The sequence below is a fragment of the Desulfobulbus oligotrophicus genome, assembly GCF_016446285.1.
Lineage (GTDB): Bacteria > Desulfobacterota > Desulfobulbia > Desulfobulbales > Desulfobulbaceae > Desulfobulbus > Desulfobulbus oligotrophicus.
The window spans coordinates 1,521,365-1,548,001 of record NZ_CP054140.1; the positions used below are offsets into that span (position 1 = coordinate 1,521,365).

The 26,637-nt window shown below is 50.6% G+C and carries 22 protein-coding genes; 15 read left to right on the top strand and 7 right to left on the bottom strand.

Annotated features, from left to right (window positions below):
• Nucleotides 1-248: 248 nt before the first annotated feature.
• Nucleotides 249-2,738, top strand: a complete 2,490-nt coding sequence (locus HP555_RS06850) for a glycogen/starch/alpha-glucan phosphorylase (protein WP_199264425.1) — start codon at nt 249-251, stop codon at nt 2,736-2,738.
• A gap of 70 nt (nt 2,739-2,808) precedes the next feature.
• Here HP555_RS06850 and orn read toward each other — a convergent pair whose 3' ends face one another.
• The gene (orn, locus tag HP555_RS06855) at nt 2,809-3,354 is read right to left on the bottom strand and encodes an oligoribonuclease (protein ID WP_199264426.1); all 546 of its coding nucleotides are present in this window, start codon (nt 3,352-3,354) and stop codon (nt 2,809-2,811) included.
• Between the two features lie 632 nt (nt 3,355-3,986).
• Between orn and HP555_RS06860 the strand changes: the two genes are divergently transcribed.
• The 9 genes from HP555_RS06860 (at nt 3,987) to HP555_RS06900 (ending at nt 13,495) form a co-directional block, all read left to right on the top strand.
• Complete coding sequence (locus HP555_RS06860; protein WP_199264427.1) at nt 3,987-4,370, top strand: Rid family detoxifying hydrolase; 384 nt, start codon at nt 3,987-3,989, stop codon at nt 4,368-4,370.
• Nucleotides 4,371-4,806: 436 nt separating this feature from the next.
• Nucleotides 4,807-5,598 (top strand): enoyl-CoA hydratase/isomerase family protein, encoded by a 792-nt coding sequence (locus HP555_RS06865; RefSeq protein ID WP_199264428.1) that lies wholly within the window; start codon nt 4,807-4,809, stop codon nt 5,596-5,598.
• Nucleotides 5,599-5,639: 41 nt separating this feature from the next.
• A complete protein-coding gene (locus HP555_RS06870) occupies nt 5,640-6,929 on the top strand; it encodes a thiolase family protein (RefSeq protein WP_199264429.1) in 1,290 nt (429 codons plus the stop codon).
• Nucleotides 6,930-6,986: 57 nt separating this feature from the next.
• Nucleotides 6,987-7,838, top strand: coding sequence for a 3-hydroxybutyryl-CoA dehydrogenase (locus HP555_RS06875; protein WP_199264430.1), 852 nt, complete (start codon nt 6,987-6,989; stop codon nt 7,836-7,838).
• A 60-nt stretch (nt 7,839-7,898) separates the two neighbouring features.
• Nucleotides 7,899-8,351: a PaaI family thioesterase gene (locus HP555_RS06880; protein ID WP_199264431.1), complete on the top strand. Its 453-nt coding sequence runs from the start codon at nt 7,899-7,901 to the stop codon at nt 8,349-8,351.
• Between the two features lie 154 nt (nt 8,352-8,505).
• Entirely contained in the window at nt 8,506-9,651 is a 1,146-nt protein-coding gene (locus tag HP555_RS06885; RefSeq protein WP_199264432.1) for an acyl-CoA dehydrogenase, read from the top strand.
• Between the two features lie 110 nt (nt 9,652-9,761).
• Nucleotides 9,762-11,765 (top strand): heterodisulfide reductase-related iron-sulfur binding cluster, encoded by a 2,004-nt coding sequence (locus HP555_RS06890; protein WP_199264433.1) that lies wholly within the window; start codon nt 9,762-9,764, stop codon nt 11,763-11,765.
• A 30-nt stretch (nt 11,766-11,795) separates the two neighbouring features.
• A complete protein-coding gene (locus tag HP555_RS06895; RefSeq protein ID WP_199264434.1) occupies nt 11,796-12,566 on the top strand; it encodes an electron transfer flavoprotein subunit beta/FixA family protein in 771 nt (256 codons plus the stop codon).
• An 8-nt stretch (nt 12,567-12,574) separates the two neighbouring features.
• On the top strand, nt 12,575-13,495 hold the full coding sequence (locus tag HP555_RS06900) for an electron transfer flavoprotein subunit alpha/FixB family protein (protein WP_199264435.1): 921 nt from the start codon (nt 12,575-12,577) through the stop codon (nt 13,493-13,495).
• A 78-nt stretch (nt 13,496-13,573) separates the two neighbouring features.
• On the opposite strand, the gene HP555_RS06905 is transcribed toward HP555_RS06900, so the two are convergent.
• Both HP555_RS06905 and HP555_RS06910 read right to left on the bottom strand, forming a co-directional pair.
• The gene (locus HP555_RS06905) at nt 13,574-13,912 is read right to left on the bottom strand and encodes a tRNA-binding protein (RefSeq protein ID WP_199264436.1); all 339 of its coding nucleotides are present in this window, start codon (nt 13,910-13,912) and stop codon (nt 13,574-13,576) included.
• 131 nt (nt 13,913-14,043) lie between these two features.
• The gene (locus tag HP555_RS06910) at nt 14,044-15,003 is read right to left on the bottom strand and encodes a Tim44 domain-containing protein (protein WP_199264437.1); all 960 of its coding nucleotides are present in this window, start codon (nt 15,001-15,003) and stop codon (nt 14,044-14,046) included.
• A gap of 197 nt (nt 15,004-15,200) precedes the next feature.
• On the opposite strand from HP555_RS06910, the gene HP555_RS06915 reads away from it, so the two are divergent.
• The 3 genes from HP555_RS06915 (at nt 15,201) to hflC (ending at nt 18,429) form a co-directional block, all read left to right on the top strand.
• Nucleotides 15,201-16,097: a rhomboid family intramembrane serine protease gene (locus HP555_RS06915; protein ID WP_199264438.1), complete on the top strand. Its 897-nt coding sequence runs from the start codon at nt 15,201-15,203 to the stop codon at nt 16,095-16,097.
• A 211-nt stretch (nt 16,098-16,308) separates the two neighbouring features.
• A complete protein-coding gene (gene hflK, locus HP555_RS06920; protein ID WP_233249283.1) occupies nt 16,309-17,442 on the top strand; it encodes an FtsH protease activity modulator HflK in 1,134 nt (377 codons plus the stop codon).
• 42 nt (nt 17,443-17,484) lie between these two features.
• Complete coding sequence (gene hflC, locus HP555_RS06925) at nt 17,485-18,429, top strand: protease modulator HflC (RefSeq protein ID WP_199264440.1); 945 nt, start codon at nt 17,485-17,487, stop codon at nt 18,427-18,429.
• 105 nt (nt 18,430-18,534) lie between these two features.
• On the opposite strand, the gene HP555_RS06930 is transcribed toward hflC, so the two are convergent.
• Nucleotides 18,535-19,215, bottom strand: a complete 681-nt coding sequence (locus HP555_RS06930) for a hypothetical protein (protein WP_199264441.1) — start codon at nt 19,213-19,215, stop codon at nt 18,535-18,537.
• Nucleotides 19,216-19,540: 325 nt separating this feature from the next.
• Here HP555_RS06930 and HP555_RS06935 point away from each other — a divergent pair, with 325 nt between their 5' ends.
• The gene (locus tag HP555_RS06935; RefSeq protein WP_199264442.1) at nt 19,541-20,845 is read left to right on the top strand and encodes a citrate synthase; all 1,305 of its coding nucleotides are present in this window, start codon (nt 19,541-19,543) and stop codon (nt 20,843-20,845) included.
• Between the two features lie 741 nt (nt 20,846-21,586).
• On the opposite strand, the gene HP555_RS14205 is transcribed toward HP555_RS06935, so the two are convergent.
• The 3 genes from HP555_RS14205 to HP555_RS06945 form a co-directional block, all read right to left on the bottom strand.
• Complete coding sequence (locus tag HP555_RS14205) at nt 21,587-21,709, bottom strand: hypothetical protein (RefSeq protein ID WP_269846862.1); 123 nt, start codon at nt 21,707-21,709, stop codon at nt 21,587-21,589.
• Nucleotides 21,710-21,954: 245 nt separating this feature from the next.
• Complete coding sequence (gene polA, locus HP555_RS06940; protein ID WP_199264443.1) at nt 21,955-24,639, bottom strand: DNA polymerase I; 2,685 nt, start codon at nt 24,637-24,639, stop codon at nt 21,955-21,957.
• A 215-nt stretch (nt 24,640-24,854) separates the two neighbouring features.
• Nucleotides 24,855-25,397: an HPF/RaiA family ribosome-associated protein gene (locus HP555_RS06945; RefSeq protein WP_199264444.1), complete on the bottom strand. Its 543-nt coding sequence runs from the start codon at nt 25,395-25,397 to the stop codon at nt 24,855-24,857.
• A gap of 279 nt (nt 25,398-25,676) precedes the next feature.
• Here HP555_RS06945 and hemH point away from each other — a divergent pair, with 279 nt between their 5' ends.
• On the top strand, nt 25,677-26,636 hold the full coding sequence (gene hemH / locus HP555_RS06950) for a ferrochelatase (RefSeq protein ID WP_233249284.1): 960 nt from the start codon (nt 25,677-25,679) through the stop codon (nt 26,634-26,636).
• Nucleotide 26,637: the final 1 nt, after the last annotated feature.

Here is a 26,637-nt window from a genome sequence, read left to right on the forward strand (position 1 = left end):
CATGAACTGTTGTGCTGTTGACTGCTCTTTCTTTTCTTTACGGCTCATCTGTCGGAGTCAGCGAGTAAAGTCGGCGTCTTTATCCCGCTGGACTGTCTCTCTTGTAGCGATTTACAAGAGGAGTGTTTCTTTGAGCATCCGATGATCCCTCCAAAAGAACCCGGCTTGCCGGATATATTTTTTCCTGTACAATAAGAACGTTGATTGCCTGTTGTACGCAGCCAGAACACTTACCAACGGAGATTTTCATGGATAAACACATTGTTGATCCGGCTGATAACCATGCCTATGCATCTGTTTTCCAGGGAACCGGAATAGAAGATTTTAAGATCTGTATCCGCCATCATCTGATGAGCTTTCAGGGACGTGATCCGGACCGGGCTGGGGATCAGGATGTTTATCGGGCCCTGTCCTATGCCTTGCGTGACGTTTTGATGGAAAAATGGATCAAGACGCAGAAGACCTTTTATGCAGGTAAGATGAAGCGGGTTTATTACCTCTCGCTGGAATTTCTAGTCGGACGTTCGCTTGGTACCGCCATCCTCAATATGGGGCTCATGGATGAGGTGACACAGGCGATTGAGCAGCTGGGATACGACCTTGAAGAGTTGCGGGACTGTGAAGAAGACGCGGCTCTCGGCAACGGTGGTCTTGGCAGGCTGGCCTCCTGCTTCATGGATTCCATTGCCACTATGAAGATCCCGGCCTATGGCTACGGCATTCGCTATGACTTCGGTCTTTTTAACCAGCGAATTGTTGACGGCTACCAGGTGGAGACACCGGACAGTTGGCTGCGGTTGGGCTCACCCTGGATGTATGAGCGCACCTCGTTCATGTATCCGGTTCAATTTTATGGTCATGTGACAGCAACGACGGACAAGTTGGGCAATTACCGCGCCAGGTGGGTTGATACGGAGATTGTCATGGCCATGGCCTGCGATATGCTGGTGCCGGGTTTCAACAATGACCATGTCATCAATATGCGTCTTTGGAGGGCCAAGGCCTCCCGAGAGTTGGATTTACGGTATTTCAACGTTGGTGACTATATCAGCGCTGTAGAAAGTAAAGTGCTGTCTGAGACTATCTCCAAGGTGTTGTATCCCAGTGATGACATCAGTGAGGGCCAGGAGCTTCGGCTCAAGCAGCAGTATTTTTTTGTGGCTGCAACCTTTCAGGATATTTTACGTCGCTATCGTAAAGATAATGATACGTTCGATGATTTTCCCAATCAGGTGGCAGTTCAACTCAACGATACTCATCCTGCCATCGCCATCCCAGAGTTGATGCGCCTGCTTCTTGATATTGAGGGCCTGGGTTGGGAACAGGCCTGGAACATCTGCGTCAACACCTTTGCCTATACCAATCACACGCTGATGCCGGAGGCTCTGGAGACATGGCCTGTTGATATGCTCGGTCGGGTTTTGCCCCGGCACCTTGAGATTATCTATGAAATCAACCGGCGCTTTCTTGAGGAAGTGGCGAACCTGTATCCTGGGAACACCCGAAAAATTCAGGAGATGTCACTGATTGAAGAGGGGTCGGTACGACGGGTACGTATGGCCAATCTTGCCATTGTCGGCAGTCATTCGGTGAACGGTGTGGCTGCGTTGCACAGTGAGCTCCTCAAAACCAATCTGTTCCGTCATTTTCATGAGATGTGGCCGGACAAAATCAACTCCAAAACAAACGGCATTACACCCCGCCGCTGGCTGTTGAAGTGCAATCAGGGGTTGGCGGGATTGATCGGTGACAAGATCGGTTTTGACTGGGTGGTTGATCTGGATAAACTTCGCGGTCTGGAGTCCTACTGCGATGATCCGGTTTTTCATCAGCAGTGGCAGACTGTGAAACTGGAGAACAAGAAGCGATTAGCCAGGATCATTACGGCAACCTGTGCTGTTGACGTGGATCCGGGCAGCCTGTTCGATATTCAGGTGAAGCGTATTCATGAGTATAAGCGACAGTTGCTCAATGTTCTCCATGCGATTGATTTTTACCATCGTATCATCACCCACCGGGACGAACCGGTGACCCCGCGAACAATTATTTTTGCCGGGAAGGCCGCGCCATCATACTGGAAGGCCAAGTTGATTATCAAGTTGATCAACTCGGTGGGCGATGTGGTCAACAATGATCCGCGTGTGGGCGACCGGCTGAAGGTGGTCTTCATTCCCAACTACAGCGTATCTCTGGCTGAACGGATTATCCCGGCGGCTGATCTTTCCGAACAGATATCCACTGCAGGCACCGAGGCATCAGGGACCGGCAACATGAAGTTTGCACTGAATGGTGCCTTGACGATCGGTACCCTTGATGGAGCCAATATCGAGATCCGCGAAGAAGTGGGGGCAGAGAATATCTTTATCTTCGGCATGACCGCTGAGGAGGCTGAGTATGAGAAAAAATGCAAATCTCGTAAGCCCTGGCAGATTTACGAAGCCAACCCTGCTGTGCGTCAGATCATTGATGCCATTGGTGGCGGTGCCTTCAGTAATGGTGATACCGAACTGTTTCGACCGTTAGTCAACGATCTGCTGAGTGAAAACGATCCTTATCTGCTCCTGCTTGATCTGGAATCCTATCTGGACTGTCAACGGCTGGTGGGGCAAACGTATGTTGACAAGGCGATATGGACCCGACGATCAATCCTGAATGTGGCACGGATGGGTAAGTTTTCCAGTGATCGGACGATTAAGGAGTATGCCGAACAGATTTGGGGTCTGAAGTTGGAGAGGTGAGCGGTACTGAACTCTTGCAGCGGGTATGAGCCTGGACTGCTGCCCGGCTTAACTGCAGGGTGGGGGGGGGTCAGGCCTCTTTTCGAATGAAACTGTTACTGTAGTGCTTGAGTTCTGCAATGGATTCGCGAATATCGTCAAGGGCGAGATGATGACACTCTTTATCGAATCTCGGCAGGTTAGGTGCCCAGCGCCAGGCCAGTTCCTTAAGCGTGCTGACATCGATGTTGCGATAATGGAAATATCTCTCCAGTTCCGGCATGAAACGCGCCAGGAACCGGCGGTCGTGCCAAACTGAATTACCGCACATCGGCGAGATTCGACGGCGGACCCACTGTTTGACAAAATCCAGGGTTTCCAGCTCAGCCTGACGACATGTCACTGTACTTTGTCGTACACGCTCCAGCAGTCCTGATTCCCGGTGATGTTTTCTGTTCCATGCATCCATAGCTTCGAGCACCTCTTCCGGCTGATGAATGGCAATAACCGGTCCATCGGCAAGGATGTCCAAGTGGGGGTTGGTCACCACCGTTGCCACTTCGAGGATCTTGTCTTTCATGGGGTTCAGTCCGGTCATTTCCAGATCAATCCAGACTAAGTTGCCGTCACTTTGCATTGAACACCGCCCTCCGTTTCATCTGTTTTAATCAGTTGTATTCAGTGTTTACTTATACTGGACCACAGCAAGTCACCTAATTCAATCCTTTTGTTGAGTGGTACCATGGCTGCTCTTGTCTCTACTGTACATAACGATAATCATTCGAAAAGACTATGGGGGTGACAGTAAGCCTGAATGGAGACAGGGGCAGTGATTTCAGTTTTTTTTAATCTCAGCACACACTGTCTGGGTAGTCTCTGCGGGTTGTGCCAACAGTACGACGGTAGCGACAGGGGATCCAATACCCTGAAAGAGCCCCTGGCAGTCACCTCCAGTAACAGGTAGCTGTTATTTCCTTTTTATATACCATGTTTAAAAAAAATGGTGTCTGAAAACCGGTGTACACGACCATTGATCGTGTATACCGGCAGTCTGTGAGACTGCTGCTGCCCTGCAGACAATCACAATCTGCAACCACAGCGCATAGTGCAATAAAGCAGAAGTGTGATCAGTTGACAGACTCTGACGGGAGCAGTACGGGGAGGACAGCTGTATACAGGCGTGCCTCTTTTGCTTGCCCGGCCGAAACCCGCCCTGATGCAGTCATAGGTGACTGATCTCCGATTATCATGTAAACAGGAGGATACTCCATGCAACAGCGAATACCTGTTATCACACCTGAGGCACCGGCTGCGATAGGCCCTTATTCACAGGCTGTCCGCACCGACTCCTTTTTGTTTACCTCCGGTATTATCCCCATTGATATACAGACCGGCGGTATCTCTGAAGGCAGTATTGAAGAGCATGCCCATCTGGTTTTTCGGTATTTGAGCGCTGTTGCCGAGGCTGCAGGTACGTGTCTGGCCCGGGCGGTCAAGGTGACGATTTTCTTGACCGATATAGCACATTTTCAACAGGTCAACGCGGTGTATACCCAATACTTCAACGAACCTTATCCAGCCCGAACTGCTCTCCAGGTTGCAGCGTTGCCCAAAGGGGCGATGATTGAGGTTGAAGCGGTTATCCTGTTATAAGGTGCACGTTATCCTTTAGGTTCACCGGGCGGTGCGTTTGCAGGTCACCCCCCGATAACTCAACCTGTGTGCGGCTTTTCTTATGTTTTTATTTCCGCAGAAGGTTTTTGAGATATGTTGCATGTCTTGGTCTGCTATCTCACTCGTACAGAAACTTGATCGGAAATGGTTGAAGTATCTGGAAGAATTGAGTTGCAGGCAGCGTGGCAGATTTAAAAAATGTTTGACAGCTCAGCACTTTTACAATAGTAAGTACCCATTTTGTGCTTGCACTATTTGCTTCATTTTCCAAGGATTGATGATGTGAAAAAAGTGCGGGACAATGGTGGAAACAGCACATTTTTTCCTGGTCCGAGAGAAGAGGGGATTGAGTCTGTTTGAGTTTCCTCGTCCGTATCCTGCAATGAGTTTTCTCAACCTGAATGGGAGGTAAACAATGGCCTACACATCCATAGAATTCAGCTGTTCTGATGGCATTGCACGCATAACCTTCAACCGTCCAAAAGCTCTTAATGCACTTAACGCTGCCCTGCTTGACGAATTTGCCGACGCACTGAAAAAAGTCAGTCAAGACGAAGCAGTTCGGGTTTTGCTTGTAACCGGGGCCGGGGAAAAATCTTTTGTGGCCGGTGCGGATATCACCGAGATTGCTCCTCTGAGCCCATTAGGGGCGAAGAAGTTCGCACAACGTGGGCAGACTGTGATCGGGCAGCTGCAGGATCTTGCTGTTCCTGTCATCGCCGTGGTCAATGGCTATGCGCTGGGTGGGGGGTGTGAAGTGGCGTTGGCGTGTGATTTTATCTATGCGTCTGAAAAAGCAATTTTCGGGTTGCCGGAAATCAGTCTCGGGGTCATTCCCGGCTTTGGAGGCACACAGCGTTTACCTCGTATTGTGGGGGAAAGTCGTGCCAAAGAGATGATTTTAACCGGCAAACATATAAGTGCGACTGAAGCCCTGGAGATAGGTCTGGTGAACAGGATGTTTCCTCCGGACACTTTGATGGAAGCCGCCATGGAGACAGCCAGGATGATCGCCTCTAAAGGAAAGGCTTCGCTTTGCGCAGCTAAACAGGCGGTAAATCAGGGGCTGAACGTTGATCTGCCTACAGGAATGCATATTGAACGCGATCTTTTTGCCCTCTGCCTGGCAAGCCCTGATGCCAAAGAGGGGACAGCAGCCTTCCTCGAAAAACGCAAGCCGGTTTTTACCGGCAGTCTGCATGATTAGATGCCTGTTGTGCGTAACTCAAAAAATGGAGCTCGAAATCTATGAATGAGGTGGTGATAGTCAGTGGCTGCCGAACCGCGGTCGGCTCTTTTGGCGGCAGCCTGAAGAGTACACCGGTGGTGGACCTGGGAGCCCGTGTCATGCATGAGGCTTTACGTAAAGTGGGGTTACGCCCGGTGGCTGATGCGGCCACGCTGTCAGTTGCACCGAAGACGCTGAAAGATGAGGGAGTGATTGACCTGGAGCGAGCAGCTGAAAGTTGGGATACAGCTGCACAAGACATTGCCGTTGATGAGGTGATTATGGGTAATGTCCTCCAGGCGGGTCAGGGGCAAAATCCGGCTCGACAGGCCATGATACGGGCGGGGATATCAAAAGAAACTCCGGCCTTCACAATCAACAAAGTCTGTGGTTCCGGACTGAAAGCCATTGCTTTGGGTGCACAGGCAATCATGACCGGTCAGGCAGAGGTCATTCTTGCCGGTGGTCAGGAAAATATGTCCATGGCGCCCATGGCACTGCCGAAAGCACGGTGGGGGCATCGCATGGAGCTTACCGGTGTCGGTGAGATCTATGACCTGATGGTCTATGATGGTCTCTATGAGATCTTCTATGGATATCACATGGGGGTAACAGCTGAAAATATCGCCAGGATGTACAGTATCAGCCGCGAGGATCAGGACAGACTCGCAGTGCTGAGCCATGCCCGAGCCCTTCAAGGTATCCAGAACGGATTGTTTGCAGATGAAATTGTACCGATACCCGTGAAGAAGGGCAGACAGGAGGTAGTTTTCTCCCGGGATGAACGGCCCATGGAGACTTCCATGGAAAAGATGGCCGGGTTGCGTCCGGCGTTTGATAAAAACGGCACGGTTACAGCCGGGAATGCCTCAGGTATAAACGATGGTGCAGCTGCTGTTTTACTGATGAGTGCTGCCAAAGCTGCACAGCTGGGTCTGCAACCAATGGCAACGATTGAAAGCTTTGCCTCCGGCGGCCTTGATCCTGCTTATATGGGGTTGGGGCCGGTACCGGCGATTCAGAAAGCTTTGGCCATGTGCGGAAGAAAAATAAGTGATATCGACCTGATCGAACTTAATGAAGCCTTTGCTTCCCAGGCAATCGGATGCATGTTGGAGCTGGGTATTGATGTGGAGAAGCCCAACGAGTTGGGCAGCGGCATCTCCATGGGACATCCGATCGGCTGCACCGGTGCTCGGCAAATGGTTACTGCGATTCACCATATGCAACGACAGCACTATACCACCGGATTGATCAGCATGTGTATTGGCGGCGGCATGGGAATGGCCATGGTAATCAGTCGAAAATAATTCAGCGGTTTGGTGCATGGATTAGCGTCGCACCTGCAAAAGAGAAGGGGAAACGATATGGATGTCAAAATATTTGGAGTAATTGGTGCGGGACAGATGGGAAATGGTATCGCCCAAGTGGCTGCTGCCAGTGGTCTGAACGTGATCATGAACGACATTAACCAGGATTTTGTTGCACGTGGACTGGCCACAATCAGCAAAAATCTGCAGCGGAATGTTGACAAGGGAAAACTGACAGCAAGTGAGAAAGAAGCTGTTCTCGGTCGAATCAAGACCTCTGTTGACATTAAGGATATGGCTGCCGCAGACTATGTTGTCGAGGCTGCTTCCGAGAACGAGGCTATTAAATTTAAGATTTTCGAAAGCCTTGAAGAAGTTTGTCCTGCACATGCTATCCTTGCTTCCAACACCTCCTCGATCCCGATCGGTAGAATTGCTGCGCATACTAAACGGCCTGGTAAGGTAATCGGTATGCACTTCATGAACCCTGTTCCGGTCATGAAGCTCGTGGAAGTGATCTGCGGCCTGGCCACATCTGCTGAAACTCTGGAGGTGACTCTGGCGTTAATTAAGCGCATGGATAAAACTCCGGCTCAGTCCAACGATTTTCCAGGGTTCATTGCCAATCGAATCCTCATGCCGATGATCAACGAGGCGGTCTTCTGTTTATATCATGGTGTCGGTACCAAAGAGGATATCGACACTGTCATGAAGCTGGGTATGAATCACCCGATGGGGCCCTTGGCACTTGCTGATTTAATAGGGCTTGACACCTGTCTGGCAATCATGGAAACCCTGCATCAAGGCCTGGGAGACTCCAAATATCGACCTTGTCCTCTGCTGCGACAGTATGTTGAGGCCGGTTGGCTCGGTCGAAAGAGCGGGCGCGGTTTTTATAGCTACGAATAAAGCGCTCATGAGTGTTCCAGGCGATTGTCCTTGTCAGTAAATAACACCAGTGGCTGCGCGATGAGTAAACAGGCTTTTCAAGATCAGTATCCTGCTGAATATGCCCACTGTTTCGGTTGCGGCCGTCTCAATCCTCACGGTTTTCACCTCAAAAGTTACTGGGATGGAGAGGAAACCGTGTGTCGATTTACACCGGGCCCGGAATACACCGGAGGCGTTCCCGGCAATCTGTATGGAGGGCTGATTGCCTCGCTCTTTGACTGTCATGGTGCAGGTACAGCGGCAGCGGCTAAATCCAGAGAAGACAGAAAGCCTTTGTCGCGTTTTGTCACCGCATCATTGCACGTTGATTTTCTGTTGCCGACCCCGATCAACACAGAGCTGGAGATACGAGGTAAGGTCAGGGAAATCAGAGGACGAAAGGTAACGGTCGAGCTGGTGCTTATTGCCCAGGGGACGACTTGTGCCACTGGAATGGCGGTTATGGTGCAGATGAAAAATCCGGATATATAAAATGCCTGGCTGCAGGTGTGAGTATGAACAGCTGCAGAGCGTTTGCGGGGGCTGCCGGTTGACAAAAGTATACCGACCATGTCGTTAGGGTCATTGCAATCATGATAGATATAGACGAGAAGTACATCAGATTTATATCCCGGGGGAAATGAGCATGAATTTTGAATTGACTGAAGAGCAGAATCTTATCCGTGACATGGTACGCAGCTTTGCTGAAACAGAGGTGGCTCCATCGGCGGCAGAGCGAGATGAGCAGGAACATTTTGACAGAGCCCTGATGTTTGATCGCCTTGGTGAGCTGGGGTTGACCGGGATCGTTTTTCCGGAGGAGTATGGCGGCGGCGGTGCAGACTACATCAGTTATGCAATAGCTGTCGAAGAGCTTTCCAGAGTCTGCGGCTCCACCGGTGTGACGCTCTCGGCGCATCTCTCCCTTTGTGCCAACCCTATTTTTATGTTCGGGACCGAGGAACAGAAACAGAAATTTCTCACCCCGCTGGCCACGGGGGAAAAGTTAGGGGCGTTCGGGCTGACCGAACCATCGGCCGGTTCCGATGCCGGTGGTACAAAAACCACCGCTGTTCGTGATGGGAATGAATGGATTTTAAACGGCTCGAAGATTTTTATCACCAATGCAGGGGAGGCCGAGACCTACGTCGTTTTAGCCCGTAGTGACAAAACAGCCCAGAAGCACCGTGGTATCAGTGCCTTTATCGTTGAAAAAGGCACGCCGGGTTTTTCTTTCGGCAAGAAAGAGAAAAAGATGGGAATCCGCTCTTCACCGACCATGGAACTCGTTTTTGAAAACTGCCGTATTCCTGCAGAGAATCTTCTCGGTCAGGAAGGGCAGGGATTCAAAGTGGCTATGCAGACCCTTGATGGCGGCCGGATTGGTATTGCCGCTCAGGCCCTTGGTATTGCTCAGGGTGCTCTGGATGCAACTTTGGCATATGCCAAAGAGCGTGAGCAGTTTAATAAGCCGATTGCTGCTTTCCAGGGTGTTTCGTTTCAGCTGGCTGATATGGCAACCCAAATCGAGGCCGCCCGATTGTTGGTATACAATGCCGCCTACCGTGCCAGTGCCGGTCTTTCGTATTCAAATGAATCAGCCATGGCCAAGCTCTTTGCAAGTGAGACAGCCATGAAGGTGACAACCCAGGCCGTTCAACTGTATGGAGGGTATGGGTACACCCGTGAGTTTCCGGTCGAACGTATGATGCGTGATGCTAAAATTACCGAAATTTACGAAGGGACCAGTGAAATTCAACGGGTGGTTATCGGTGCGGCACTTACCAGGTGACCTCGTAACCACTACTGTAGAGGCCAGGAAAGAGAGGCCGGCCGCCTTTCTTCCTATGGTTGCACTAACCGGCCGAAGATCGTTCGTTTTTTCATATGAAGGGGGCCTGCATGGAGTTTACCCGTGAAATTTATTGGAACGTTGGTCATGGGTTCACGACCTTGGGGCCTATGTACGGCCTTCTGCTGGTAGCGCTGGTCTTTTTTACGGTTGGGTTTCTCAAACGAATCACTGTGTACCGTCTGGGACAGCCCTTGAACCGAACCGATCAGCGAGGGGTACGACTGAAGAGTCTGTTGGAAACAGCTCTCCTTCAGACCAAGGTTTTTCGGGTTCCCGGGGCGGGGACAGCACATGGCGTCTTTTTCTGGAGCTTTTTTGTACTCTTCATCGGCACTGTACTCATCGTTATCCAGGCCGATTTTACAGATCTCTTCTTTGGGATCAGATTCCTTAAAGGGACCTTTTATAAACTTTTTTCCTTAACACTTGATCTGGCCGGTCTGGTTGCCCTGTTCATGCTGAGCGGCCTGCTGGTTCGCCGCTATCTGGTGCGACCGGAAGGTCTGACCACCAAGAGTGATGACGCCCTCATGCATTGCCTCCTTTTTGCGATCCTTATTACAGGATTTGCTCTTGAGGGTGCACGCATGGCGGTGACTGAGCTGGGAACACCGTTGGCCGGCTGGTCTCCCGTTGGTTTCGGCGTTGCCTTGCTGCTCTCCGGTATCCAGGAGGCAGATCTGCGTACTCTGCACAGCACCCTCTGGTGGATACATCTTAGTTTAGCGATGGGCTTCATCGCGGTTATTCCCTACTCTAAGTTTCGTCATATCGTGACAACGAGTGCCAATGCCTTTCTAACGGATCTGGGCCCGACAGGCAAATTAACCACCATCAATCTTGAAGACGAGGATATCGAAAAGTTTGGTGCCGATACAGTAACCGACCTGAGCTGGAAGGATATTTTTGATGCGGATGCCTGTACCCTGTGCAAGCGCTGTCAAGACCGATGTCCTGCATATGCCACAGATAAACCGTTGTCTCCGATGAAACTGATCAATCAGATAGGTGCAGTTGCCTTCTCTGATCGTACGGCGAATCTGCTTGATACCATAACACGTGATGCCATCTGGTCGTGCACCACCTGCCGAGCCTGTCAGGATATCTGTCCGGCCTCAGTGGAACATGTGAACAAAATTGTCGAGATGCGGCGGAATCTGGTGCTGATGGAAGGAGAGTTTCCCGGTGAAGAGGTCATGGCTGCCATGGAACAGACCGAAGTCAACGGTAATCCGCTGGGAATGGGCTATGCCTCCCGGGGAGACTGGGCAGAGGGACTCGGTGTCAAGCCTCTTGCTGAGGATCCTGAGGTGGATGTGCTCTATTTTGTCGGTTGCTATGCCTCCTTTGACAAGCGCAATATTGCCGTTGCCCGGAGTTTTATTACCCTTTGTCAGGCTGCAGGCGTCAAGGTAGGCATCCTGGGGAAGGAAGAAAAATGTTGTGGCGAACCGATGCGCAAGATGGGCAACGAGTATCTGTATCAGACCCTGGCCATGGAGATGGTCGAGGCTATTAAGGGGTACGGGGTACGGACTATTGTGACCACCTGTCCACATTGTTTTAATACACTGCATAAAGATTATCGTGATTTTGAGCTTGATGTCACAGTCATTCCGCATGTTGTTTTTCTTCAGCAGCTGATAGCTTCCGGTGCTCTGGCGGTGAAGCCTCTGGAGTTTACCTGTACCTATCACGACTCCTGTTATCTGGGCAGGCATAACGACATCTACGATGCGCCTAGAAATGTCATTCGAACCGCCGGCGGTCGGATTACCGAGATGACCAGGACTCGTGATCAGTCGTTTTGTTGCAGTGCGGGCGGTGGCCGAATCATGGCTGAGGAAAAGTTAGGTACCCGAATGAATATCAGGCGAGTGCAGATGGCGGTGGCTACCGGGGCTGACAGGTTACTGAGTAATTGCCCGTTTTGTTTGACGATGTTTGAAGATGGCATTAAGGGAGCCGATGTTGAAGAACAACTGCGGCCGTATGATATTGCCGAGGTGCTTGCCGAGCGGATTGAACCTGTTGGCACTGAGGGATATTGATATCACGTACGAGATTGCTGGAGGAGCACGATGAAAATTCTTATATGCATCAAACAGGTTCCTGACATGGAATCTAAATTTAAGGTTGATAGTGAGGGCATCTGGTACGATCGTGCTGATCTTGCCTGGCGGATGAACGAGTACGATGAATATGCGGTTGAGCAGGCCATCCGTCTTAAAGAACAGGTGAAAGAGGCTGACCTGACCGTTTTGTGCATCGGTCCGGGGCAGGTTACCGAGACCATCAAGAAGGCGCTGGCCATGGGATGTGATCGGGGAGTGCACATAGCAGATGCAGATTCTTACAAAAAAGAACCCATTGAAATTGCCGCAATGATCGCTGGTTTTGCTCAGGACAAGAACTTTGACATCATCTTTACCGGTATGCAGTCACAGGATCGCGGCAGTGCCCAGGTAGGGGTCATGGTTGCAGAGCTGCTGGGCATACCTGCAGTAACGACCATTGTCGATTTTCTCTACGAGAATGGTACCATTCAGGTCAAACGTGAGCTGGAGGGCGGAAGCAAGGCGGTGGTGACTACCGGCACCCCGGTTCTCCTTACCTGTCAACTGGGATTGAATACTCCCCGTTATCCCACCCTGCCCAACATCATGAAAGCCAAGAAAAAAGAACTTTTAACGGTGGAGGGCAGTACCGGTGACATTAGCCGGATGCAGGCAACAGCAGCCTGTTATTTTCCGGAAAAGAAGGGCGGTGGGCTGGTGCTGGAAGGAGATGTCGCTGAACTTGCCGATAAACTGATTCAAATATTGAAAGAAAAGACCAGCATCCTGGCCTAGGAGAGTCTATGAAAACGTTACTTGTAGCGGAGTTTCGCGAAGGAAAGCTACGCGCTGAATATATGCAACTTATTGCGTTTGCCCAGCAGCAACAGGCCGATTCTGCTATGTTTTTAGTGGGAAGTCCGGACGATCTCCCCCATTTTGCAGGCAACCTGTACCTGGCTGATGTGCATAAATACGGTGAATATAACCCCAGTGTACACAAGCAACTGCTGCTGGATGTTATTGCCAGGGAGCAACCGGCACAGATCGTCTTTATGCATTCCTCTTATGGGTGGGATCTTGCCCCCCGGCTGGCCGTTGCCCTGAAAGCTGCCCAGATTTCCGAGGTCATTGCGGTTGATGCGGATGGATTGCCGGTTATTCCGGTCTGTAATGCTAAGCTGAGACGGAAAATTAAAGCAACCACAGCGCAGAAAATCATAACAATTCAGGCAGGAGCCTTTTCTCTGGAAGAAGAACCTGCTGCAACGCCGACTGTGGTGGCTGTTGATACTGATGTCAGCGGCAAGGTGCAGTGTACCGGCTATGAGGCCGCTAAAATCGAAGGTGTCGATCTTGGGAAAGCTGATGTTATCGTCAGTGCCGGACGTGGTGTGGGTAAACCTGAGAATGTGGCAATGGTGCAGGCCCTGGCCAAAACTCTGGGTGGTGAATACGGTGCCAGCCGCCCGGTGGTTGATGCCGGCTGGCTGGATCATAATCGTCAGGTTGGTACCACCGGCAGCACGGTTGCCCCCAAACTGTATGTTGCCTGCGGTATTTCCGGAGCTATTCAGCACCTTGCAGGTATGAAAAAGTCGGATTTTATTGTGGCTATTAATACAGACAAAGATGCACCCATAGCTGAGGTGGCGCATGTCCTGGTGGTGGCTGATGTCAAGCAGTTCCTGCCCGTGTTGACAGAAAAACTGAGTGCAGGATAACCTGCCTGATCATACACTTCCATTTCTCTTCCGGGACGTGCGGATCATGACTGATCTGTACGTCCTTTTTTTATTTTCTTACAGGAGTTTAGCACCCAGGGGGACCGGGCGGTCGGGTATGCAGAGTACCACTTCGCCTTGTGCATTATGAAATCCGGTGATCAGGCACTCGGACATCAGAGGTCCGATTTGTTTCTTTGGAAAATTGACCACGCCCACAACTAAACGCCCGATAAGTTCTTCCGGACTGTAAAGAGCGGTAATTTGCGCGCTGGATTTTTTTATGCCGATTTCCGGACCGAAATCCACATGAAGAATGTAGGCTGGTGTGCGTGCCGCTGCAAACGCTTCAGCCTTTTTAATTTCACCTACCCGTAGTTCTATCTTTGCAAAGTCATCCCATGTGATAGTGTTCATCGATTGTTCCATTGTGCTGTGCTCTGTTGTGTTTTGTATCGTTTATCTGGCTTGGAGATCGTTGCCTTGAATAAAAAAAGCCGCTCCAATTGACTGGTGCGGCTTTACTCATTGCAATAAAGGAGGGGAAGTTAACCGGAAACCACCTCAATGCCCTCCAGTTTCCAGTTCTCACTGCGGACCGGGCGAGCCCATGTCCACTCTTCGGCAAACTTGACCGGTTCGGTCATGCTGCCTTTCACTACATTGCCGGTGTGTTCGTCAATGGTATAATCAAGCAGGTTTGCGGTAAACAGCACTGTGATGAAGTCTTCCCCATCAGTGCTGCCTGCAGCAACAATTTTCACGTTGCGAATGGCTATACTTTCCAGTTTGTTGATCTGCCCCTGTTCACGCATTTCAGCAAAGTGGTCGGCATACTCTGCAGCCAGCTGGTTGCCCAGGAGATGGCGATAGGCATCCAGATCGCGCCGCATCCACCCGGCCTGTACCTTAAAAAAGACATCTGAGGCCACTTCAAGAAAGTATTTATCATCAAATCCGGGATCTGTTTGACGAATAGCGGTAAGTCCCTGTTCGACCGGATCAACTGCATAAGGAGACGATGTCGGTGATTCGGTTTGGGTGGTTTGCCCGCCAAAGCTTCCCAGGCCGGATTGAAATCGATTGGCTTCAAAGGGTGGTGCCTGGTAACCGGCAGAGGGTGCCTGCGGCCGGTTGATAAACCGTCTGTACAGGAAGTAACCAATCCCGCCAAGCAACAGGAGCGGTAGAATTCCCATACCGCTGCCGCCGGCTCCGAAGAGGCTGCCAAAGAGCAACCCTCCCAGTGCACCGCCAAGCAGGCCGCCCATCAGGCCACGACCAAATCCTCCGGCAGGTTGTTGCGGTGTCTGTTGACGCTGATTGAAATTACCCTGTGTGGATTTGGGGATGACCGGAGAAGCTGGTTGACGAGAGGGTGCACTGAAGGAGCGACCTCCGCTTCGAGATCGGGCGTCGGCATTGTCAGGTGTGATGCCCACGTCTACACAGGTCAGGGTGAACAAAACAAGGAAAAAAGGTATGCATTTTTTCAAGAGTGCAAGCATGATTGGCAGTCCGTTGCTATGTTGGAATGAAGAGAAGAGGGCGGCGATGCGTTTGCCGCTGTTGTCTTTAACCGTATGCTATGAGTGCGCACACCATAACAACGGACTTCTATAAGTCAAGTTGTATCCGTAACGCGCTGATACTGTCTGAACGATTGGAGCTCTAAAGGGAGCTTTTTTACATACACTGTCGTGCTATGATCGGGCCGGATGATCTTTATGAAAAAGGTATAGTCACCATTGCGACGGAACCAGGCGAGCATCTGGAAACGCTGTCACTGGTTCTTTCTGCGGTTGGTATTGATCATTGGCTTGATCCCTCCGGCAGTTCTCTTCTCGTTCCGGTTGATCGAGAGCAGGCGGCTCGCTTTCATCTTGAACAGTACCGTCTGGAAAACCGTGACTGGCCGTTACCGGCACCTGTGAGCCACAGGACTTTAAAGCATCAGACCTTTCCTGCTTTGCTTGGCATGACCATGCTCGTCTTTTTGTATGGGTACACCGGCCCATGGTCGTCAGCACACCACTGGTTCACCAGAGGTATGGTCGACAGTGCCGCTATTCTGGAGCATGGTGAATGGTGGCGACTTTTTACCGCGCTCACACTGCATGCGGACCTTGCGCATCTTCTTGGTAACTGTGTTCTCGGCGGAGTCGTCATCGGTCTGTTAAGTCAGATGCTCGGTTACGGTTTTACCTGGATGTTACTGATACTGTCGGGTGGAGCTGGCAATTTTTGTAATATCGTGCTACGACAGCATCCACATGCTTCAGTGGGGTTTTCGACAGCCGTTTTTGGAGCCATAGGTCTGTTGATCGGCCTGACAATCGGGCGCAGCGCGTCCCCCCGTCCTTATCGCGCGGTACTCCTTCCCTTAGGTGCAGGAGCGGCACTGCTGGCCATGCTTGGCAGTGGTGGTGAACAAACTGATCTGGGTGCTCATTTTTTTGGGTTTGTGATCGGTAGTGTCCTTGGCCTGCTGCTGGGTGTATTTCGTGTTTTCAGACAACTTCAATCACGCGGATATCAACCATACCTTTTCCTGATTGTTCTGTTGGCGTTATTTTCCTCCTGGTATGCTGCATTGCAGTAAAATTTTGGTGTGATCTGCGCAAAATTAGGGCTGCTCCGTGGAAAAGCCGGGTTGTATCCTGAACTTGTTTGACGTAATGGTGTTAAACGCATAATATGTGCGTTGTTTTATTTCAGTCGAACTGATTTCGAGAAGGTGTGATTCGGTCTGCATCGATACACCACATTTTACTTATCTTATTGCCAACAACCGATGGGGTCATGCGATGCCAATGAATGAACAACCGCCCTGGGGCAAGAAAAAGAAGCCTATGGGGCCGGAGGATTTTCTTGCTCAACTTATCCAGAAAATCCGTGATGCTTTTGAAAATAAGGAGGGTGCTCCTTCCGGCGGTGACGACAGCGGACAGGGCAGCCCGCCCTCAGAAACGCCATCCGGCCTTTTTGCAGGGGCCGGCAAGGTGCTGGCAATCATAGCGGCCGCCCTTGTTCTCCAGGGAAGTTTTTCCTCGTTTTTCACCATACGGCCCGGGGAAGTGGGCATCATTCTCCGTTTCGGGCAATATGCCCGCACAACTCTTCCCGGGTTGAATTTTAAAATTCCCTATATAGAGGAATTGCACAAAGTTGATGTTGAGAGCGTTCGCAAGGAGGAGTTCGGCTTCCGTACTCGTGCGCCTGGAGTGGCCAGTACCTTTGAACGCAAGGGATACGATATGGAATCCTTGATGCTGACCGGTGATAAAGACGTGATCGAGGTGGCATGGATTGTCCAGTACAAGGTGAGCGACCCGTTTAATTACCTCTTCAAGGTGCGTGATGTCGCAAAAACCGTGCGAGATGCATCAGAGACGGTGACCCGGCGTATTGTGGGAAATATGGACTTCGATTATGTGCTGGGTAACCGTGAGGTCCTGGCTGCCAATGCCAAACAGGAGTTGCAGGGGCAGGTGGATCGGCTTGAGTGCGGTATCAGTATTGTTACCCTGCAGCTGCTTGACATCAACCCGCCGGAACAGGTGAAACCAGCGTTCAACGAGGTCAACGAGGCGGATCAGGATATGAAACGTCTGGTTAACGAGGCTGAGGAGACCTACAACAAAGTGATACCTAAGGCGCGCGGTAGTGCTAAACAGATCGTTGAAGAGGCCCACGGATATGCTGCAGAGCGCATCAACCGGGCCAATGGAGAGACCACGCGGTTTAAGGCGATTGCCAAAGAGTACCGAGGTGCAGAAGAGGTCACCCGCCAGCGGTTGTATTTAGAGACCATGGAGGAGGTGTTGCCGAAAATCGACTCCCTCTATGTTATTGATAAGAGCCAGCAGGGGCTGTTGCCGCTCTTTGACCTCACCCGTAAGCCGGGCAAAATGCCGGCACCCACCGGTGAGTTGAATCAGAAATGATCTCTTTTCTTTATTTTTTCATCTCCTATTAGTGACGATCTCATGGATAAATTTATTCGCCTTTTTTTATTGATCATTCTCGGTGGCATCGCCATCACGGTTTGGGATGGTTTTTTTATTCTTCCTGAAGGCCAGCAGGCGGTTATCACCCAGTTTGGGAAGCCGGTCGGTAAGCCGGTCAATCAGGCCGGACTGAAGTTCAAGACACCTTTTATTCAGATGGTTCAATATTTTGACAAACGGATACTGGTGTGGGACGGGGATCCTAATCAGATACCCACCAATGACAAAACTTTCATCTACATGGATAATACCGCTCGCTGGCGCATAGTTGATCCCTTGCGTTTTCTCCAGGCTGTGGGCACAGAGGCGCGGGCCAAATCTTTGCTGAACGATATCATTGCCGGTACTGTACGCGACCTGGTTAACAAGCATGACCTGATCGAGATTATTCGCAGTTCTGATTGGTCCGAGGATTATATGGTGGTCTCCATGGCACGGGGGCAGGATATGATTGCGCCACCGAAGGTGGGAAGAGATAAGATCAGTCATATGGTGCTTGAGGCCGCCTCAAAAGTTACCCCGCAGTATGGTATCGAGCTGTTGGATGTGATGTTTACCAGGGTAAACTATATAGAGACCGTTCGTCTTCGAGTCTACGATCGGATGGTTTCAGAACGAAAACGAATTGCAGCGGAGAAGCGTTCAACCGGAGAGGGCCGTAAAGCGCAGATCCTGGGTCGGGTGGATCGGGAACTTCAGGAGATTACCTCAACTGCACAGCGTGAAGCCATTGAAATTCGCGGTAAAGCCGACGCCGAAGCTGTCAGGGTTTATGGGCAGACCTATTCTGAATTCCCGGAGTTTTATGCCTTCCAGAAGAGTTTAGAGAGTTATCGTGCTGTGATCGGCAAGAATGCTTCAGTGGTCCTCACCACTGAATCCGATCTTTTCCGCTACCTGAACAGTCAGAAGGTCCAGAGATAGGCGCAGAACGCTCTTTTTTATGACGAATAGAAGAACTGTATGCCGGAAGTGCTGACGTCAGTTTCTGGAGCAGCGTATTTTTTTGCAGGGTAGTGTCTCCGGCTTTTACTCATCGAACATGATGTACGGACCATCTTCGGCAAAACTGGGCCGCTGTTCCGGGGAATAAGGGATTCTGCCCCGTTGCTCCAGTAATCTCTCGAAGTCGAGGAGTTCTTCTTCTGTGCTGATGGTGTCCAGCCCCAGCTGCTCATAACGGCAGTCACAGTGTATGAGCTGGCCGCCGCACCAGGGACACAGTTCCACCGGACATCCCAGCTCATGGCACTCTCCACTGACGGAATGACAGGCTGGACAGATGTCGGTATCCGTTTGTAAGGGTTCATAGATCATCAGGCTCTCCGGAGCGGCACAGATTGCAGAGAATGCCCCGGCACTTTCGTATCCAAAGAAATCGAGCAGTTCGTTGCTTAAAAAGCCATCCGCCATGCAACCCTGGAATTCAAGGCCTTCATTGGACACAAGGTAGAGGTAACGGTTTTGACTGGTACAGGCGGCAAGCAGGAAGATACCGTGATGCCGGTTGAGTAGGCGTATCTCTTTGATCCAATCCTCCCTGGCCTCCGGCAGATAACTGTAAAATTCATGCAAGACGGCAAGTGCAATACGATCTTCACGGTAGATGTCTAAAAGATCTTCCGCAGCATCCCGGTTTTTTTCCGGCACCGAATAGTCCATGGCCTGGAGGATTCTTCTTCTTTTTTTTTCCAAATCTTCGAGTAGCATTTTGCTCTTCTCCTGTCTGTCCGGGTCCTTATAAATATGCTCAAGATACAGCTGATACCGGGAGGCAAAGTTTACCGAACCGGCACGAGGCTGTCTTGAATTTTCGTGATAAATGCGATATTGTGCACCGCCTCGATATATAGGTTGCGGCAGTGCAGCGTGCTGCTTGAGCGGGGTATGACAAACAACTGCAGATGGAGTCCCGGATCGACTCCTCTTTTTGTTTCAATGTACGACTTCCTCTTTATTGTGAATACCGCCCATATCTTCTTTGGTTGAGCGGGATTATATCCTGAAACTATTCCCGTGTCTTGGAGACATCGTGATGCCTGAAGAAAATTTCTTCGACCGAACCGCAGAGTTAATCATTGATGGTAAGTCTCATTATTTACCTATTCTTGAAGGAATCGAGGGAGATAAATCCATTGATGTCAGCGACTTATTAGTCGATACCGGGTACACAGTGTATGATACCGGATACAAGAATTCAGCCTCCTGCTGCAGTACTATTACCTATCTTGACGGTGATAGAGGTATCCTTCGTTATCGCGGGTACAACATTGAGGACCTGGCATCCCGCTGTCTGTTCATCGAGGTGGCGTACCTGTTGCTCCACAACAAGCTGCCGAATCGGGTGGAGCTGGAAAATTTTCGTACCATGCTTGAAGAGCATGCCCTTATTCATGAAGACATGGTACATTTTTTAGACAAGTTTCCGCCCCATGCCTCACCGATGTCGATCCTGTCGGTGATGGTCAACAGCCTGCACAACTTTTACCCGGAAATGAGTGCTGATCCGCTGGAAAATATTGATCTGACCGCCAGCCGACTCATTTCAAAAATTCGTACCATTGCCGCTTTTTCTTATAAGAAGTCCATTGGGCAGCCTCTGGTCTACCCTCGAAATGACCTCTCCTACTGCGGCAACTTTCTGAACATGATGTTCGATACACCAGTCAGACCGTACATTGTTCTTCCGGAGATCGTTGCCGCCCTCAATAAACTGCTGATTCTTCATGCAGATCACGAACAAAACTGCTCAACTTCGGCCGTCCGCCTGGTTGGCAGCTCCGGAGGAAATCTGTACTCTTCCATCTCTGCAGGCATCAATGCCTTGTGGGGACCTCTGCACGGCGGCGCCAATGAGGCGGTTATTCATATGCTGGAAGCCATTCATAAGGATAACAATAACTATAAAAAATATATCGCCAAGGCAAAAGACCGCAGGGATCCTTTCCGTCTTTCTGGATTTGGACATCGTGTTTATCGAACCTTTGATCCAAGGGGAACAATTATTAAAGATGCGTGCGATGGTATTCTCACGATTCTCAATTTTGAAGATCCGCTCATGGATATTGCGCGTAATCTTGAAGAGATCGTGCTCAATGACCCCTATTTTGTCAGTCGGAATCTCTATCCGAACATCGATTTTTATTCAGGCATTATCTACCGCGCCCTGGGGATCCCAACCAATATGTTTACGGTTATGTTTGCTTTGGGAAGATTACCTGGTTGGATTGCGCAGTGGAAGGAGATGCGTGAAGATCCGGAGACCAAGATATATCGTCCTCGTCAGATCTATATCGGCTCACCTGCCCGCGAATTTGTTCCCCTGGGGCAGCGTACCTGAGTAAACAGGAACTGGCAGGCTGGCCTAAGGCCAAAAGGAGCATTGTGGGAAGGTTGTGCTTCAGCCATAATCGACACCTTACAGTTTGACCTGGACACGATACGTCATCGATATCGTTTTTTCAGCGGGAACGGTGCGCATCCAGGTGGCGGCCTCAGCGGTTTCCTGCACGTTTCTGTTCAATTTTTGAGTATTTTTCACTCTCCTGTACTTTGACGGTTACCTGTTTCTGACAGGCCTTGTTCAGATCAATACCATACTGACTTTCAGCCACTGCAGAATGCGTGTCTGTATTAGTCCCCCTGTACTTTTTTGTAAACTCGAAACATCCCTCCATCCAGTTGTTGGCTCAGGCTGTTTGTTAACGCAGTTGCTGGTTTAATCTGCGTACTCGCGTCCTCGAACGCTAAGATCTGCATCCCTTCCGGCAGGTTGATCAACCGGCGATCTCTGATCAGGTTGAGATTTTGGCTGAACACGGTAACAGTGCGCTAAGTATCGAAAAATATCGTATACGCATGTTGTCCCGGACTGAAAGACAAGGGGAGGGGACAGACTGTTTCCTGTGCAATCCGGCCCTGAAAGGCGAATAAAACAGGAGAATTTGAAGGAGTATTCTTTTTTTTGGGGGGAACGGTCAATCAACTGTTGAAGTGATCAGCTGCTTGATACCGGTTAGAAGTTAAGGCCGGTTTGTCCTCTTTTGTAATCGCTGTGAGAGTAAAAAATCAGGGAGTCATATCAGATGGATGTACTGTTAAAGAGGCGACAGTATTCGCGTACCAGCTGCCAGCGCTGGGGTAGACGAAGACGAAAGTAGAGTGGACTGAGCATCAGGATTCGAATGGCTTCCCGCGAGTTCATGATAACACCTCCATACAGTGGTTTTGTTTTAATCTATTCAAAAAGCATTCCACATTGATAAACAACGGAACATCAATCGGTAACGGTACATTCTTTCAGTTTTCTCCGTATTGTGCTGACTGAAGATACATTTTTTTCCGGGAAAGTGGAGAAAAGATGCTTTTTGTACCGTTTTTACGAACAGATTGAAGTGTGGTCTTTTTGGGTCAGTGGATTTGTATATCCGGGTTGACTGCTTTGAGGTGTTACGCATTTTCGTCTAGATTCTGACCGTGACTGACGTGTACCACCAGGGGAACCCGAAGAGGCATCGCCTCTTCCATCTGCTGCTGAACCAGTGCGGTCACTTCGTCCAGTTCGTTGTCAGGGACTTCCAGAACCAGTTCGTCGTGGATTTGTAACAGGAGCCTGGCCTGGAGTTGACGGTGTTCCAGTTCATGATGCACCCGTAGCATAGCCACCTTGATGATATCGGCTGCAGTGCCCTGAATGGGCATGTTGATCGCCGTACGTTCTGCAAATTCACGCTGTACCCTGTTGTTGCTGCTGATGTTCGGTAAAAGCCGTCTGCGACCCAGAAGCGTGGTGACATAGCCGTCTGTTTTGGCTTGTGTGAGCACTGAGGCCATAAATTCCTTTATACCGGAAAAATGAGCCAGATAGCGGTCAATAAAAGTCTGTGCCTCTTTTCGACTCAGGTGGAGTTGGCTGGCTAAGCCAAAACTGGACATACCGTAGATGATACCGAAGTTAATGGTTTTGGCTACTCTTCGCATCTCTGAGGTCACCAGTTCCGGGTTCACAAAAAATATTTCCGCCGCGGTCTGTCTGTGAATATCCTGGCCACTGTGAAAGGCGGTCAACAGGGCAGCATCTTCCGAGTAGTGAGCTAATACGCGCAGATCGATTTGGGAGTAATCCGCCGAGAGCAGACAGGAACCCTGAGCAGCTACAAATGCGGAGCGAATTCGCCGTCCTTCTTCGGTACGGATGGGAATGTTCTGCACATTGGGATTGCTCGAACTCAAGCGGCCGGTAGCTGTTCCACACTGGTTGAATGAGGTGTGTACCCGACCAGTCACCGGATCACTCAGGCTGGCCAATCGATCGACATAGGTTGATTTGAGTTTGGCCAGGTTACGGTACTGGAGGATTTTGGCCGGCAGTTCATGCGTCATACTGAGGTTCTCCAGTACTTTGACATCTGTTGACCAGCCGGTTTTTGTTTTGCGTCCCTTGGGCAGCTGTAGTTTTTCAAAGAGTACTTCACCCAACTGTTTTGGTGAGTTGATGTTGAATGCCATCCCTGCCGAGGCATAGATGGCCTGTTCTTCAACAGCTAAGCGCTGCTCAAACTCTTGTGAGAGCTGCGTCAGAAGCGCTGTATCAATTAAAATACCTGCCTGTTCCATGGCAGCCAGTACCGGGATCAGCGGTCCTTCCATATCTTCCATCAGTGACAGAAGCTGTGCCTCATCCAGTTTCGGCTGCTGTTCGCGATAGAGTTGCAGTGCACCGTATACATCTTCACAACTGTAGTTTTTGGCAGCCTCCAGCTCGACCCGGCTGAAGGCGTCTTCCTTTTTATCACCAGCAGTTACTTCCGGATAACTGGTCATCTGGAGTTCAATTTCCTGGCAAAGATCGTCAAGCCTGTAAGAATGGCGATCCGGATCAAGAAGCCAGGCACCGACCATGGTGTCATACAGTGGTCCGCGGAGTTGAATGCCTCCATTTCCGGGAAGGGCAAGGACAGCCAGGTCGAATTTCAGATTGTGTCCGATTTTGGTGATATGCTGATCTTCCAGCAGTGGTTGAATGGTGCGGATAAGCTGGCTCAGCTGCAGTTGACCGGGCTGCAGTTGGCCGGCGTTGTCACGATGGCCGCAGGGAAAGTACCAGGCATTCCCTTCATGATCGGCAAGTGACAGCCCAACCAGTTGAGCATGCAGGGTGTTCAACGAGTTGGTCTCCGTATCGAGCACCAGGTGTTGCACCCCGGATAATCGCCGGGCCACTGCCTCTAGCTCCGCCGTTGTCTGGACAAGATGAAAGTTTGCAGTCGTGATCTTTTTTGCAGGAGCCTGATTTTTGAGCAGTGAATAAAATTCTAATTCAGTGAGAAGCCGGCGCAGCTCTTCGCTATCCGGTGGAAGAATATGATAACTGGCAATATCGGTCGGTATGCCGACTGCTGTATTGAGGCGGACCAGGTCACGGGACAGAAAGGCTGCATCCTGATGATCTCTCACCTTTTCCATGGTCTTTGACAGTTTCATGTCTTTGATCTGTTCATACAGGTTGTCCAGGCTACCGTATTCGTTCAGCAGTTTGAGTGCCGATTTGGGGCCGATCCCGGGAACACCGGGAATGTTATCCGAGCTGTCACCGGTCAGGGCAAAATAATCGAGAAGCCGGGAAGGGGGCAGACCGTATTTCGATTGCACAGCAGTCTCATCCATTACCCTGTCGTTCATTGGATCCCACAGGCTGACATGGGGAGAGACGAGTTGTAACAGGTCTTTATCACCTGAGACGATGACGACCCTGTGTCCCTGTTGGACCATCCGGGTGACAACAGAAGCAATCAGATCATCTGCCTCCTGACCCTCTTGTTCGAGCAGACAAAAACGGTACGCCTGAACAAGTTGGCGTATATATGGAATCTGCTGAGCGAGGTCATCAGGCATTGGCGGGCGGTTGGCCTTGTAGTCTGCATACAGCTGATGACGAAACACCGGTCCCCGGGTATCAAAAGCAACCGCCAGGTACTCCGGGGCCCGTTCCCTGATCAACCGACGGAGAATAGCGGCAAATCCATACACTGCATGAGTCGGCAGCCCACGGGAATTGGAAAGCGGCTTAATTGCATGATAGGCCCGATAGATATAGGCGCTGCCGTCAATGAGATAGATTGCAGGTGCAGACATGGAGTCTCCGCGAACTAATGGGAATGAAGATGTATCAGGACGCCGGCAGATAGATTTTGTCGTATGTGGGTGCGGGAAATGCCGTGCGCACTGCTGTTTTTTTAAACAAATCGACTTTAGCAGAGCTTGTCAGGGTGTACCAGATATAAAAAAACCCGCCGTCTGCACGGCAGGTTTTAAAAAGAACAGGTTGTATGCAGATGTATGGCGAGGTTTCAGTCCTTGCCCACCCGAACCCAGATTGCTTGCAGCCCTTTATCTCCTTCTTCCATGGCAAAGGTCACCTCATCACCTTCAGCCAAGTCGTCCAGTGTGCCATCCTTCAGGCTGCTGGCATGGAAGAATACATCAGTATTGTCGCTGCTTACAATGAATCCATACAGTTCGTCCGGCACAATTTTGCGGACGACTCCCGAGGTTTTGTTGTTGGCAGGAGCGCCTTGCGTCTTTGTGGTTTTATGGCTTTGTTTCTTTCTGACAATCTCTTTAAGCCGACCACCGAGAACATCAAAGGCTTCAACCAGCAACGGTCGAACATTTTCACCCCGACGTTTAACGACAACGGTGTCGTTGGGCACAGCTGCCACAAGTCGGACCTCATGTCCACCTTCCTTATATCCTGGAGTGGCCTCAATGGTTACTCGCAGGTGCAAAACCAGATTGGCATAATGGCGAATCAGCTTAGCTTGCTCCTCGTCGATTTTTTCTTGCCAGCTTTTCCGAAGGTCCAGATTCTTGGCTTCGATTTTCAATTCCATAAGCATCCTCCACAAAGAAAGATTCAACGGCCCTATGCCGTTGCCTAAGGTTGTGCGCTGTATCCTCTTGTGAGCAATCTTCACCGGTTCTCAGGTTCTTTGTTTCCTGACAGATAAGTGGGAAGGACGTGACAGAGCAGGAGAGAAGAGGGAGAGAAGCGAGTGATTCTGAAAGGATACAGGTAACCATGCCTGTAATATAGCCATTGAGCCCTGGAGAAATCAAGAGAGAAGCACATTTTCTTGACGGTAGCCTGTGAAGACCTGTATGGTGGGGCCATGAAAATGCAGAGAGTAACAGGAGTTGTCCTGCTTAATCTTGGTGGCCCGGAACGTCCTGAAGATGTTCGGCCGTTCTTGTATAATCTGTTTTCCGATCGGCAGATTATTCGACTGGGGCCGTCTTTTTTACAAAGGCCGATCGCCTGGGCTATTGCCCGTCGCCGTGCTCCGAAGAGCATAGCAAATTATGCGCAGATCGGCGGTGGCTCACCCATCAGAAAGACAACAGAAGAACAGGCCCGTGCACTTGAACAGCTGTTGCAGGAGGATGGTCGTTTTTTCGTCCGGCCCTGTATGCGCTACTGGCATCCCTTTGCGGCGGAAATACTCCAGGAGATGAGACGGCTCGGGGTTGAGGAGATTGTAACACTGCCGCTGTATCCTCATTACTCCATAGCGACCACGGGTTCATCCCTGTCCGATCTGCAGCAGTCGATGGATAGACTCAATTGGCACATCCCTGTTCGCACTGTTCTTTCCTGGCCGACCGAACCACTGTTTATCGCCTGTCTGGCCGATAGAATTCTGGCTGGTGTGCAACGTTTTAATGGGGCGGACGTGCGGGTGGTCTACAGTGCGCACAGTTTACCCGTGCAGTTTATTCTCGAGGGGGATCCCTACGTGGATCATCTGCAACAGTCCATTGCAGCCATTGAAACATGTACCGGTATTCAGGGGCATCTGTGCTATCAGAGCAGAAGTGGTCCGGTGGAGTGGCTGGGGCCGTCGTTACCCGACATGCTGACAACTCTGGCAGCAGAGGGGTGCACTAATGTGCTGGTGGTCCCGATCTCTTTTGTTTCAGATCATGTTGAGACGCTGTATGAGATCGATATACAGTACCGACGGACAGCTGAAGACCTGGGCATGGGGTTTGCCATGACCACGGCTCTCAACGTTGATCCCCGGTTTATTTCCGGTCTCCGCAACCTGGTTCTTGGCAGCCTGAGTGACTGAA